Here is a 13,118-nt window from a genome sequence, read left to right on the forward strand (position 1 = left end):
ATTTAAATCATTGAATGAAGTCATTGATCAGTTGCAAGAAGTTATCCAAAGCTTATCAACTACTCGCTTACGATCGATTGTCCATAGAGAATGGATATCTGCTAATTTTGATTCTGAATGAGTATAAGCTGTTTTCTATTCAAATTTCAAGCGAAGCCAGAAATTATTCGTTTTCGCCCAGTCTCTTCGACTCTTCACTCAAATCCTAATCTCTATCATCATATCCATTTGGATGGCTTGAATGCCAAGCCCAAGCGGTTTCGATGATTTTTTCAATATTATCAAATTGTGGTTTCCATCCCAAAATATCACGGGCCTTGTCTGAAGAAGCAATGAGGGTATCTGGATCTCCAGGTCGACGCTCTGCCATTTCTGCTGGAATCTCCTTCCCAGTTACTTTACGAGCTGCTTCTAAAATTTCCAAATTTGAAAAACCGGTAGAGGAACCTAAGTTAAAAGCGGTGGATTCGTGACCTGCACGGAGATATTCGACCGCCAAAAGATGCGCATCAGCCAAATCAAACGGATGGACATAGTCCCGGACATTTGTTCCATCAGGAGTATTATAATCATCTCCAAAGATCATAATCTTATCCCGAACCCCTTGCGCCACCTGTAGGACGATAGGAAGTAAATGAGTCTCTGGGCCATGGTCCTCTCCAATGGAACCATCTGGTTTTGCACCCGCTACATTGAAATAGCGCAAAGGGACAAACTTGATTCCATAAGCTTGGTCTGCCCACTTCATGATTGTTTCCATCATCAACTTGCTTTCACCATATGGATTGATGGGATTTTGAGGAGTGGTTTCTAAAATCGGAAGTTCTTCTGGTATACCGTAGGTTGCGGCTGTAGAAGAGAAGACAATGTATTTCACACCTACTTCCTTCATAACCTCTAGTAGTTTGACCATACCAACTGTATTGTTATCAAAATACTTCAATGGCTCCACCATCGATTCAGCTACCAATGAATAAGCCGCAAAGTGAATAACCACATCAATATCTTGATTTTCGTTAAAAACCTGACGCATAAAATCCTGATCCGCCAAATCTCCTTCATAGAAGACAGCATCTGGATGAATGGCCGCTCGATGTCCTGTTACCAAATTGTCCACAACCACTACACGCTCGCTTCCCTGAGAGATTAAGCGATCAACCATATGAGAACCAATATATCCAGCTCCACCTAAGACTAAAATTGCCATAACTTTTCCTTTATTTTTTTATTCTAGTATATCAAATCCTAAGGCATCTGTCCTTGATAATCCGCAAAAGAAGTGTAAAAAACGAACCCTGCTAGTCAGCAAAGGGTTCGTTCTGATGAATCACAAGACTCTATTTTACGTCTTGTTTATAAAAAGCTGCAAGAGCCTCTTGCCAAGTTGGAACAAGGAAACCAGTTGCCTTCGCTTTGGTCAAATCCATTGTTGAGTTGAATGGTCGTTTGGCTTTGGCTGGGAACTGACTAGAGTCGACAGGTTTTACCTCTACTTCTGTATTTTTAAGAATTTCAGCCGCAAAATCAAACCAAGTCGTGTCTTCCTCTGCATCATTGGAAAGATGATAATAACCATATTCATGCTGGTTGTCCGCTAAATGAACCATAAATTCTGCTAGAGTTCGAGTCCAAGTAGGACGACCATGTTGGTCATTTACGACCGTTAGAACTGGATGAGTCTTCGCTAAATTCTGCATGGTAAACACAAAGTTTTTCCCGTAATTCCCGAAAACCCACGCAGTACGGATAATATAATAGCGACTAGAGATTTTTTCTACTAGCTCTTCTCCCATGCGTTTGGTACGACCATACTCGGTCTGTGGATCTGCTAGATCGTCTACTTGCCATTCTTCTCCAACTGGTTTGTCACCATTGAACACATAATCAGTAGAAATATAAACCATCGTTGCACCATGACTTTCTGCAGCACGCACGACATTTTCAGTTCCGGTAACATTGATGGCGTAATCCAATTCCTTACCTTCGTCCTCTGCCGCATCTACAGCTGTATAGGCCGCACAATGATAAACTAAGCTTGGCTTCACTTCTGCAAAAACTCGCTCTACTTCTTCCTGCTTAGTAATATCCATTTCAGCCACATCTAAGGCTTTATACTCCTGCCCTAACTCATCTAAATAATGTACCAACTCTGTTCCAAGTTGTCCTTTTGCTCCTGTAATGAGAATCATCGTTTATCCTTTCTCTTCTGAACGCTCCTTGATGATATAGATCGGCCGATTTTTTGTTTCCATAAAAATTTTACCGATATACTTCCCAAGAATTCCGATTGTTAATAATTGAAAACCTCCTAAAAAGAGGATAATGGAAACCATAGATGGCCAACCTGCGGTTGGATCCCCATATAAAAGGGTGCGAACAATCACCACCCCGGCAAGGGCAAAAGCCAACAAGCAAGACAAGGCTCCCCCTACAAAGGCAATGGCTAATGGAGCATCCGAAAAGTTGACAATCCCCTCTAAAGAGTAACTGAAGAGTTGCCAAAAATTCCAACTCGTCTGCCCCGCTACACGCTCCACATTCTTATATTCCAAATACTCAGTCTTAAAACCTACCCAGGAGAAAATCCCCTTAGAAAAGCGATTGTACTCCGTCACATCTAGAATAGCATCCACCATCTGTCGCCGCATCAGGCGGAAATCACGGGCTCCATCTACCATTTGTACCTGACTGATTCGGTTAATTAGACGATAAAACAGACGGGCAAAGAAAGAGCGAATAGGTGGTTCTCCATCTCGAGTCACTCGGCGTGTTCCTACACAATCCAAGTCGGGATCATTCTCCAACCGTTGAACCATCTCCACCAGTAACTCCGGTGGATCTTGAAGATCCACATCCATCACTGTCACAAGCTCTCCATGGGCTTCCTGAAGTCCAGCATAAAGAGCAGCCTCTTTCCCAAAGTTTCGAGAAAGAGACAAATAAGTCACCTTAGAGTCCTTAGCTGCCAACTCCCGAAGCACTTCCAACGTCCCATCTTGGGAACCATCGTTCACAAAAATGTATTCAAATTCTTGACCCAACTGAGGCTGGATTTCTTCCATCGCCTGATAAAAAAGGGGGAGAGCCTCTTCTTCATTAAAGCACGGAACAATTACTGAAATCGTCATCTCGATCTCCTCTTCTGTTCATTCTTAATAAGTTTACCACGAAAGCCATGAAATACAAATAGATAAGTCAAAATCCTTTCAAGACAAGAACAAATCACCATTCCTAGATCCCCTATAGAACTAAAACTCAAAAAGGACCATTTTAAACCCTAACGATTCCCAGCTACTTCCATCCTTTATGAACTTCTTCAATCAGCTGCACCTCTTCTCCATCGGTTCTTCGAACTATCTCTAAAAGCTAGGTTCAAGTGCCAGCCTCTAATTTTTAATTGGTGAAACTTTTTTGATACAGTCCATTTGAATAGGCAACATAGAATTTACGAAGTAAACTACACTCCCTGACTCGTTAAACACTCCTAATATCGCCACCTTATCAACATAAACTTAGCTCATCTCATCTAAAAACATGCAACATACTTTTGAACCAGAGTGGGAATCAAACAATCTGGAAAGAAACCGTTTCAGCTTGCCACTTAAAATATAGACTGATAACAAGCAAGACTGTATGACAGATTTCTTTCACCCCATCAAAAGAGACTTAAAAGCACCCCAATTGTTAGGCATTCTAGATAAGTATTGGGGTGCCATTCAACTATTCTCAATTATAAAGCCTATTATTTCAGAAATATTTTTTACTACCTATTTCCGATAGACTTCAATATCAAATGATTTCTGAGAGTCCAGGACTTCTTGATATAGAGCTACATCTTTACTCAAAAGATTGTTGGTATAGACTCCATCAATACCTCGATTAAGGATTTTCGACAAGGTCGCAAAACCATCTACTGTATGTACCAAAACCAACCGGTTCGATTCATGAATCTGTGAAATCAAAGAATCCGTTAAGCGTTCATCTTTTTGAGGAAGGGTCACTGCTAGAATCTTGGGCTTATCTTCGAGACTTTGGATGATGGTTGCTTCCTTTAGGTCTGAAGCATATAGGGTTAAAATATAGTGCTTAAAAACTCCCATTTCTTCAAGCAACTGATAGTCCTCCGGTTTATAGAGTTGAACTAAAATCCGTTCAGCCAAATAGGGATTCATTTTTTCTACAGCCTGAGCTAGAATACGGTATTGTTCTTCAATATCCTTCTGTGTAAGATCCTTAACCTTGGTATCTGTCATAACAATCATATCTGGGTTCAATTCCATTTGGCGAAGAATATCTTCCCAAAATAAAGTCGTATATTGAGCCTGGATATTGTTTGAATCTTTAGTCTTAGACTGCTCCCAATCCTGGGCAGTTGGCACATCACTTTCCCAATCATGAACTGCTGCAAGACGACCATCCTTGGTCAAATTGAGGTCAAATTCAAAAATACGATGTCCTAGTGAGTAATTCTGTTTTAGGGCTTGTAAAGAATTACTATAGGCAGATAGAAAACCAGCTTCTCGCATGGTTCCCCCAGCATGAGCTATCAAACGCCTATCTGCAAGCACCTTTTTCAGATTGGTAGATTTAGACTGGAGTTCTATCTCTGTTCCGTGATGAACTAATTCTTGTCCTAAACTAGCTTCTAATACATCTTTGGGAAGATACAGCCTGCCCAACCAATCTTCCTCCCTCTGATCATATGGAAATTGATAACCATTTTTCCGAAGCTGATCCGAATCCACATGAATCACCCAAGTCACCTGCTCAGCCTTGGTATAGAGTTTCTCAGACTCTGCTCTCAAACCAGCTTTTTGAAAAACAATTTGGATGGGATAACTATTTCTTTCCAACCGTCCCTTCATCTGTAGACGATCATATAAACCGAATACAAGCCCTATACCAGCAATCCCTAGCAGAACTCCTAACCATTGTTTTCTCAGAATCCTAACCTCCATAATAGACACAAGAGGCAAGAATGATCTCATTCCGCCTCTTATTTCCTTATTTAATCACTTCTTGAGTCTTAGCATAGTTAGCTTCAACGGCTTCTTTTTCACCTTTCCACCAATCCTCATGCTCTTTATACCAAGCGATCGTTTCTTTTAGACCTGCTTCAAAATCTGTAAATTCAGGTTTCCAACCTAATTCATTCCGAAGCTTACTCGCATCAATGGCATAACGTAAATCATGCCCCGCACGGTCTGTAACATGGTCATATGCATCAGGTGCTTGACCCATTTCCTTCAAAATTAGTTCCAGTACTTCTTTATTATTTTTCTCACCGTCAGCCCCGATTAGATAGGTCTCCCCAATATTACCTTTGGTCAAAATAGCCCAAACGCCTGAAGAATGATCATTGGTATGAATCCAGTCACGTACGTTCTTGCCTTCGCCATATAATTTTGGACGAATACCACTCAAGATATTGGTGATTTGACGCGGAATAAACTTCTCAATATGCTGATATGGCCCATAGTTGTTCGAACAATTGGAAATCGTCGCCTTTACACCAAAGGAACGAACCCAAGCCTTAACGATCAAGTCCGACGCAGCTTTGGTTGAAGAATAAGGAGAAGATGGGTTGTAAGGTGTCTCCGCTGTAAACTTCTCACCTGGACCTTCTCCCTTTCCAGGGAGATCTTCTCGTAAAGGTAAATCTCCATAAACTTCATCTGTCGAAACATGGTGGAAACGAAGATCATACTTCCGAGCTGCTTCCAAAAGGGTGTAGGTTCCAATGAAATTAGTATCAATAAACGGGCGCGGATCTTCAAGAGAATTATCATTGTGACTCTCTGCCGCATAATGAACAATAGCATCCGCATTTTGTGCTAAACGCTCTACAACTGCCGCATCCGCAATATCCCCAACAACCAGTTCCACTCGATCTCCCAAAATAGACTCGATGTTGGCCTTATTTCCTGCATAAGTCAACTTATCCAAGACGGTAATATGTACGTCTGGAAAATTATTGTATACATAATGAACGAAATTGGAACCAATAAATCCTGCTCCACCCGTTACAATGATTTTTTTGTAGTCAGTCATTTCTCTTCCTTAAAGTTTATCTTCTGTTAATGGTTCTACATCCTTCAAGAGTGGATGATTCTCATCTGCTTCACTCACTTCAGCAGCAGCTAGGTCAGCCCAAGCAATACCAAGGCTAGGATCAGCATAATTCACAAAGGCATATTTGGGTTTTAATTCCAAAGCCCAGTAATCATTGACCAAGTAGCTATAAGCGACCTTGTCTGACAAAACCTGAAAACCATTAGCTACACCGCGAGGAACAAAAATCCCTTTGGAAGCATCAATTTCAGTTTGGTAGACATTCCCAAAACTTGGTCCTTGACGCAAATCCACCCAGGCACCCAAGACACGACCTTCGTCAGCTACAGAAATGTATTTATCCCATGGTTCTGCGTGTAAGCCACGAAGAACATTTTTTCTTGAAAAGCTAACGTTATTTTGAAGTTTCCCTTCCGCAAAGAAGGATTCTGGGAAGCCAAGCGGTAGCATTTTTTCCTTTTGGAAATTTTCTTTAAACCAACCACGATGATCCCCATGAACTGGGATATCAAATTCCAACATGCCCGGAATCGCTTCAATCGGACGAGCTGCTAGAGCTTTACCAAAAAAATTCTCAGCCATTTTCTTCTCCAATCAAACGCAAAAGGTACTGGCCATACTCATTTTTCTTGAGGGGCTGCGCCAAACGGTAAACCTGCTCCCGACTAATATACCCCATACGGTAAGCAATTTCTTCGAGGTTCGCAACCTGCACATTTTGCATCCGCTGAACAGTTTCAATGTACTGCGCAGCTTCTAACAAACTCTCGTGTGTTCCTGTATCTAACCAGGCGAAACCACGACCCATCAATTCAACTGAAAGATTTCCTCGATCCAAGTAGGCCTTATTCACATCCGTGATTTCCAGCTCACCCCGAGGACTCGGCTTGATGTTCTTTGCAATTTCAACCACAGAATTGTCATAGAAATATAGACCAGTTACTGCGTAATTGGAGCGAGGCTGTTCTGGCTTCTCTTCAATGGAAATCGCGTTCATATTTTCATCAAACTCGACCACTCCAAAACGCTCAGGATCCTTAACCTGGTAACCAAAAACGGTCGCACCTGATTCTTTTTGCGCAGCTTTTTGCAAAAGCTTGGTCAAACCTGGACCATGATAAATATTATCCCCTAAGATAAGGGCAACAGAGTCATCTCCGATGAAATCTGCACCAATGATAAAGGCTTGTGCCAAGCCATCAGGACTTGGTTGAACCGCATAGGACAAGGAGATACCGATTTCAGATCCATCGCCCAAAAGCTCCTCAAAACGAGGGAGGTCTGTTGGTGTAGAAATGATTAAAATCTCCTGAATCCCTGCTAACATCAAGGTTGAGAGCGGATAATAAATCATTGGTTTGTCATAGACCGGCATCAGCTGTTTAGATGCCGCCCGGGTTACTGGATAAAGGCGCGTGCCAGACCCCCCCGCTAATATAATACCTTTCATGCGTCTTCCTTTCTTCGTATGAGCTCAAATTAGCTCTCTTTGATAGTGGAATCTAGAATGTGTCGTCACACTCATAGAATTCCAGACATCCCTATTTTATCATTTTTGTGCAAAAAAGTCTGAATGACTTTGCTTTCCATTTCCAAAACCAGCCCTTTTTATAAGAAACTTCTATTCGTCACCTTCTGACAGCTACCAATGGCTTGAGCAACCTTCTACTGCCTTCTAACTTTACTTTTATCTCCTTCAATGGTATGATAATCTCACCTGACGAATTGTCAGATAATTCAATTTCTTCGGAAAAATAGAAAAGGGGAGACTATGTCACGAGTTACAGACTATATCCAAAACACTTTCCAAGACGTCCAAGTACGTAACCCTCACGAAGCTGAATTTCTTCAAGCTGTCGAAGAATTATTCGCAACCCTAGAGCCAGTCCTAGAAGCACATCCTGAATACCTAGAAGAAAACATTCTAGCCCGCATGGTTGAACCTGAACGTGTGATTAGTTTCCGTGTCCCTTGGACTGACAAAGATGGAAAAGTCCAAGTGAATCGTGGCTACCGAGTTCAGTACAACTCAGCAGTTGGTCCCTATAAAGGCGGACTTCGCTTTCACCCTTCCGTCAACCAGTCCATTTTGAAATTCCTCGGCTTCGAGCAGATTTTCAAAAACGTTTTGACTGGTCTACCTATTGGTGGTGGTAAAGGCGGTTCTGATTTTGATCCCAAAGGTAAAACTGACGCTGAAATCATGCGCTTCTGCCAAAGTTTCATGAGCGAGCTTCAAAAACACATTGGACCATCTCTGGATGTTCCTGCTGGCGATATTGGAGTCGGAGCGCGTGAAATTGGCTATCTATATGGGCAATACAAACGACTACGCCAATTTGATGCAGGTGTCCTAACAGGCAAACCACTTGCCTTTGGAGGCTCCTTGATTCGCCCTGAAGCAACCGGCTACGGACTCGTCTACTTCACCGAAAACATGCTTCAAGCCAACGGCAAATCCTTCAAAGACCAGACCGTTCTTATTTCCGGCTCTGGTAACGTAGCCCAATATGCCCTCCAAAAAGCTAGCCAACTTGGTGCTAACGTCATTGCTGTTTCCGATTCCAACGGCTACATCATTGATGAGAGTGGCATTGATTTTGATCTCTTAGTTGAAATTAAAGAAAAACGCCGTGCCCGCCTAACCGAATACGCAGCCGAAAAAACGAGCGCCCGCTACTATGAAGGCAGCGTCTGGGACTACCAAGGTCAAGCAGACATTGCCCTGCCATGTGCCACTCAAAACGAAATTAATGGGGCACAAGCAGCAACTCTCCTCCAAAACGGTGTCTACTGCGTCGCTGAAGGAGCAAATATGCCATCAGACCTCGATGCTATCAAGGTCTACAAAGAAAATGATGTTCTCTACGGTCCAGCCAAAGCTGCCAACGCTGGCGGCGTAGCCGTCTCTGCCCTTGAAATGAGCCAGAACAGCCTCCGCCTCTCTTGGACACGAGACGAAGTCGATCAACGCCTCCAAGACATCATGGAAACCATCTTCCACACAGCCAAAACAACAGCCGAAACCTACAACCTTGGCAATGACTACCTCGCAGGAGCCAACATCGCAGCCTTCGAACAAATCGCCAACGCCATGATCGTGCAAGGTGTCGTCTAGACTATATTATTAGACAGGGATGGGAACGAACACTTGTACCAAATCTTGTTCATTACAAGTCTATAGAGTATAAAATACAAATCATTGTAGTTTGCTTCACAAACTTTAGACTAAACACTTGAACAACCACTAAAACTGTTTCACTATTCCAAAGGAGGAGGCTGGGATTTAAACCCAACCTCCTCAATCACATCCCTACCATCACTAAGTAGAAAACCCTTACTAGGATTAAAACACTAGTAAGGGTTTTCTACTAATATTCATTTATTGGGGTTTGGCCAGCATAAATACCTACCTATCTCCCACCATTCCGCAACCTCTACAATCATCCTTAATCGACATACAGTTCTGACTGCCCGTTCAACCAACTATACAGCAAGCCCATAACGAGCCCTCCACCAACAAAATTTCCTAAACCTGCAAAAAGGAAATTACTTAAAATACTAAACAGAGTCATTCCTTCAACTGGACCTCCTGTCGCGAAAATAGAGAGCGAAAAGGTAGAAAAATTAGCAATTACGTGTTCAAAACCAAAGAACGCAAAAATAAAGATAATGAAAATAGCCGCCAGAATCTTCCCTGCATCATCTTTTAGTTTCAAAAAAGCAAAGACAGCAATATTGACTACCACATTCGCAAAAATTCCCTCAACAAACTGAATCCAAGGTGACTTAGCCAATTTAGCCACCGTACTCTCGACCAGATAACTCGTTTCATCAATATGCCCTAACGAATATGGAACTGTCTGACTCAAAAGAAAAGCTATTAGAACTGCTCCCACAAAATTAAAAAGAACACAGGTTACTAACATCTTCATCGCCTTCTTACTCGGAAGAATTTTCCGATACATAGCGACTGTCATGTACATCATATTGGAAGTCCCCAATTCCGCATTCATATACAAAATCATCAACAATCCCCAGCCAAAAAGAAAACCATAACTGAATTTTCCCAGCCCCTCAGCGACATGATTCAGCTTATCCGCAGAATACATTGAGAGTGTCGTCCCCAAAGCTAAATAGAAACTGGCAAACATCGATCGTAGAGCATAAGCCCAATAATTGCGATCATACAAATCTGCCTTTTTCAAAATACTTTTTTCTAACTTGGACATTAAACTGCTTTCCACTGCCATAAAGAGCCCTCGCTTTTATCTTGAATGTTTTTTCACAATATACTATACCAAAAATAGTTGATTTTGAAAAGGCTTACAACAATGTTTCACTTAAGTTCTTCCCCAATTACCTACGAGGCTCTTCCTGATTCGCGACCCATCATTACGATTCTTTTCATCCACTCAAGCCAGAAGAACTGTAACATCTACTCTCCTTCACCCAAAAACCTCTGCCGCTGCAACCACAGGAAAGAGCTCTGAATTAAGGACATCGCGACCATAAGCATCCAAGAATCTATCCGCATACTCATTGGTCTGAAGATTAAAGTTGAGAGTCCAAATACCCCAAAAGAGATCGATATGCCGGTCACCAATACCTCCAGTTCCCACATCGATGAAACCCGTCAACCGCCAATTCTCCAACATTACATTGGGAAGACAATAATCCCCATACAAGAGCACACGACTTTGAAACATATCCTTCCCCTCTTGCAGGACTTTATATGCTTCCTCTGCGGAAGAAAAAGAAAAGAAAGACTCAAATAAAGCCGGGTTAAAGTGACCTAAACGATAGTTTCTTTCAGCTAGATCCAAAAAATCATCCGTCCGATGCATAACAGGACAACCATCAACATCTAACTCATGTAAACGCCTTAGTTCCTGTCCCAGCACCTCACTCAACCGCTCAGGTTTTTCTAAATAGCGAGGATGAACTGCATCCTCGCCAGGCACTGCGGTTGTTAAGAGCCAGTCATAAACGTCTGACACATAGCTCACCACCTCTGCTCCCAGTCCCTTAGAATGAAAATAGCCAGTCATCTCTGCTTCTAGCTTCAAACTTCCCTTTGAACTTTGCTTCAGATAAAAACCATCCCCTCGGTCAATAAAATAAACTCTAGCTTCTGGGGAACTGGAACTATCATAAAGAGCTAACTGCCCCACAAACTCCCGAAATTCCGGAGGAAAATCCGACGGAATTTTAAACAAACGTGTTTTTTTCATATTTGAAACACCATCCTTGTGCAATTCTTATTCAAAATAATCATCCAGTGATTTTGACAAAACATCCACATTTCTCAGTTCTACAGGACTCTTCGTAAACAGATACTTGTAGGTCACATAGTGATTAAAATGCTCTGACCTCTCCTGTAACTGACCAATCGTTTTACCGATTTTCAAGCTGCTTCTCCACTTGCATTCTCCAATCAGTAGTTCTCTTCCATCTACAGATTCTAGAATAACATCAACTTCTTGGACTTTTCCTGCTCTATCTTTTCCCCACCATCTTCCAAATGATTTAGCAACAAAAGGTAGTTTCCCTTGTGAATTCAGTCGTCGAAGAAACTGGCGAGTCACTTCTTCAAAAATGGGACCAATAAAGTTAGATAAATCATCCATCGCCAAACGGAAATAAATATCTCCATTTCCTCGTTCGATTTCAGTTCTTGTGGAAAAAATGTAACGATACCAAAAAGCAATGAAATTCTCCGTAATGTGGTATTGACTCGTCTTACCTTTTAAAGGATTTGAACCAAAAGGCACAATGCGTTCAATATAATTCAACTCTTGTAACGTAATTAAGTATTTTGAAATAAGATTAGAATCTAACTTTGTAAATCCGGAAATTTCACTAAGTGTATTTGATCCACTAGCAATAGCCTGTAATACTGCGTTATAGTTAGCTGGCTCTCGGAACTCCTGCTTCATCAACAAGATCCCTTCATTGTTCAAATATCCACTGATTTCAAAATACAAGTCCCTAATATTCTCCTCAAAACTTAATTCTGGATTAATCAATGACAAATAATAGGGGGTCCCACCTACACAAGCATAATAGCGTATCTTATCTTCCGAACTTACATCTGAATAAAATAGGGACGAGTCATAATAATCTAGTGGATTAATTTTTAATTGACCAGTCCGTCGACCAAATAATGGACTCTTCTCACCCAAAACCTGATTTTCCATAAAACTCATGGAAGAACCACAAAGGATTAAAAAAATATTCGTATCCTTCAGCTCATAATCAATAATGTGTTGCAGAATGGAATTCAAAGATTTATTTGCAGATGCTGCATAGGGGTATTCGTCGATAACGAGCACTAGATGTTGATTTTCAAATTGAGTTTTTATGAGATTAAAAAAATGATTCCAATCATCAACCGTTGGAAAATTTGGGATTCCCATTTTCTCACCAAGTATTCTCGAAAACTTCTGTAAATTTAATGAATCATTTACCTCTTCAGCAGGCAAATACAAGGCATTTTTATTTTTAATAAACTCATTCAATAAGGACGTCTTACCAATACGTCTCCTACCGTAAACAACCGCCATCTGAAAGCTGTTTCTACTATACATTTTTTCCAGAGAGTTCAATTCTTGATTTCTACCTAAAAACATCCCTACACCTCCAAATAATTTTACTACTCACGATTATTATAATCTAAAGTAGTAAAACTTTCAAAAAATCCTTTGCAAAAATATGAACAGCAAAATTGAAATCAGTCAGCGTTAAAACATCTTTGGAAACTTGTATCCCAAGCTTTTTGGGACAGTTGTTACTCCCATTTCCGACACTAAAAACGTACAGTTCTCAACTTTGAACTGTACGTTTTTACTACTTCCTATCACCTGATAAATAAATTTAGGACGAAAGAATATTAAACTTCCTGCGAAACGTTTATAATCTTTCAAAATTGATAATACCAGCAATCAAGTTCATTCTTAAACCAAATCGTTTCTTACGATTGCGGTAAGTTGTTGAAAAGATGTTAAACACTTTGAACTTTGCAAAAATATTCTCAACCTTAATTC

At 41.1% G+C, this 13,118-nt stretch carries 11 protein-coding genes and 2 pseudogenes; 2 read left to right on the forward strand and 11 right to left on the reverse strand.

The window, feature by feature from the left end:
* Positions 1–121: pseudogene (locus tag E4T71_RS10245) on the forward strand (IS630 family transposase); the annotation flags it as partial.
* An 84-nt stretch (positions 122–205) separates the two neighbouring features.
* Here E4T71_RS10245 and galE read toward each other — a convergent pair.
* The 7 genes from galE to rfbA form a co-directional block, all read right to left on the reverse strand.
* Positions 206–1,207, reverse strand: a complete 1,002-nt coding sequence (gene galE, locus E4T71_RS06725; RefSeq protein WP_135038333.1) for a UDP-glucose 4-epimerase GalE — start codon at positions 1,205–1,207, stop codon at positions 206–208.
* Between the two features lie 130 nt (positions 1,208–1,337).
* The gene (gene rfbD, locus E4T71_RS06730; protein ID WP_135038335.1) at positions 1,338–2,189 is read right to left on the reverse strand and encodes a dTDP-4-dehydrorhamnose reductase; all 852 of its coding nucleotides are present in this window, start codon (positions 2,187–2,189) and stop codon (positions 1,338–1,340) included.
* A 3-nt stretch (positions 2,190–2,192) separates the two neighbouring features.
* The gene (locus tag E4T71_RS06735; RefSeq protein ID WP_135038337.1) at positions 2,193–3,128 is read right to left on the reverse strand and encodes a glycosyltransferase family 2 protein; all 936 of its coding nucleotides are present in this window, start codon (positions 3,126–3,128) and stop codon (positions 2,193–2,195) included.
* Positions 3,129–3,767: 639 nt separating this feature from the next.
* Positions 3,768–4,988, reverse strand: coding sequence for a glycerophosphodiester phosphodiesterase family protein (locus E4T71_RS06740; protein ID WP_135038339.1), 1,221 nt, complete (start codon positions 4,986–4,988; stop codon positions 3,768–3,770).
* 16 nt (positions 4,989–5,004) lie between these two features.
* Positions 5,005–6,051: a dTDP-glucose 4,6-dehydratase gene (rfbB, locus tag E4T71_RS06745; RefSeq protein ID WP_135038341.1), complete on the reverse strand. Its 1,047-nt coding sequence runs from the start codon at positions 6,049–6,051 to the stop codon at positions 5,005–5,007.
* 9 nt (positions 6,052–6,060) lie between these two features.
* Positions 6,061–6,654 carry a dTDP-4-dehydrorhamnose 3,5-epimerase family protein gene (locus tag E4T71_RS06750; protein WP_135038343.1) on the reverse strand — a complete coding sequence of 198 codons (594 nt, stop codon included), beginning with the start codon at positions 6,652–6,654 and terminating at the stop codon, positions 6,061–6,063.
* On the reverse strand, positions 6,647–7,522 hold the full coding sequence (gene rfbA, locus E4T71_RS06755) for a glucose-1-phosphate thymidylyltransferase RfbA (protein WP_135038345.1): 876 nt from the start codon (positions 7,520–7,522) through the stop codon (positions 6,647–6,649). Before rfbA ends, E4T71_RS06750 begins: the two co-directional genes overlap by 8 nt.
* Positions 7,523–7,843: 321 nt before the next feature.
* On the opposite strand from rfbA, the gene gdhA reads away from it, so the two are divergent.
* Entirely contained in the window at positions 7,844–9,190 is a 1,347-nt protein-coding gene (gdhA, locus tag E4T71_RS06760; RefSeq protein WP_135038347.1) for an NADP-specific glutamate dehydrogenase, read from the forward strand.
* A 331-nt stretch (positions 9,191–9,521) separates the two neighbouring features.
* On the opposite strand, the gene E4T71_RS06765 is transcribed toward gdhA, so the two are convergent.
* The 4 genes and pseudogenes from E4T71_RS06765 to E4T71_RS06780 form a co-directional block, all read right to left on the reverse strand.
* Positions 9,522–10,304, reverse strand: a complete 783-nt coding sequence (locus E4T71_RS06765) for a formate/nitrite transporter family protein (protein WP_135038349.1) — start codon at positions 10,302–10,304, stop codon at positions 9,522–9,524.
* A 216-nt stretch (positions 10,305–10,520) separates the two neighbouring features.
* The gene (locus E4T71_RS06770) at positions 10,521–11,306 is read right to left on the reverse strand and encodes an aminoglycoside 3'-phosphotransferase (RefSeq protein WP_135038351.1); all 786 of its coding nucleotides are present in this window, start codon (positions 11,304–11,306) and stop codon (positions 10,521–10,523) included.
* 27 nt (positions 11,307–11,333) lie between these two features.
* On the reverse strand, positions 11,334–12,704 hold the full coding sequence (locus E4T71_RS06775) for an ATP-binding protein (RefSeq protein WP_135038353.1): 1,371 nt from the start codon (positions 12,702–12,704) through the stop codon (positions 11,334–11,336).
* Between the two features lie 280 nt (positions 12,705–12,984).
* Positions 12,985–13,118 (reverse strand): annotated as a pseudogene (locus tag E4T71_RS06780) (IS5/IS1182 family transposase); the annotation flags it as partial.

The sequence above is a fragment of the Streptococcus sp. WM07 genome, assembly GCF_004570525.1.
GTDB lineage: Bacteria > Bacillota > Bacilli > Lactobacillales > Streptococcaceae > Streptococcus.

Coding starts and splice junctions, on each gene's coding strand:
- rfbB (WP_135038341.1), bottom strand. CDS start 6,051: ATGACTGACTACAAAAAAATCATTGTAACGGGTGGAGCAGGATTTATT.
- E4T71_RS06750 (WP_135038343.1), bottom strand. CDS start 6,654: ATGGCTGAGAATTTTTTTGGTAAAGCTCTAGCAGCTCGTCCGATTGAA.
- gdhA (WP_135038347.1), top strand. CDS start 7,844: ATGTCACGAGTTACAGACTATATCCAAAACACTTTCCAAGACGTCCAA.
- rfbD (WP_135038335.1), bottom strand. CDS start 2,189: ATGATTCTCATTACAGGAGCAAAAGGACAACTTGGAACAGAGTTGGTA.
- E4T71_RS06775 (WP_135038353.1), bottom strand. CDS start 12,704: ATGTTTTTAGGTAGAAATCAAGAATTGAACTCTCTGGAAAAAATGTAT.
- galE (WP_135038333.1), bottom strand. CDS start 1,207: ATGGCAATTTTAGTCTTAGGTGGAGCTGGATATATTGGTTCTCATATG.
- E4T71_RS06765 (WP_135038349.1), bottom strand. CDS start 10,304: ATGTCCAAGTTAGAAAAAAGTATTTTGAAAAAGGCAGATTTGTATGAT.
- E4T71_RS06735 (WP_135038337.1), bottom strand. CDS start 3,128: ATGACGATTTCAGTAATTGTTCCGTGCTTTAATGAAGAAGAGGCTCTC.
- E4T71_RS06770 (WP_135038351.1), bottom strand. CDS start 11,306: ATGAAAAAAACACGTTTGTTTAAAATTCCGTCGGATTTTCCTCCGGAA.
- E4T71_RS06740 (WP_135038339.1), bottom strand. CDS start 4,988: ATGAGATCATTCTTGCCTCTTGTGTCTATTATGGAGGTTAGGATTCTG.
- rfbA (WP_135038345.1), bottom strand. CDS start 7,522: ATGAAAGGTATTATATTAGCGGGGGGGTCTGGCACGCGCCTTTATCCA.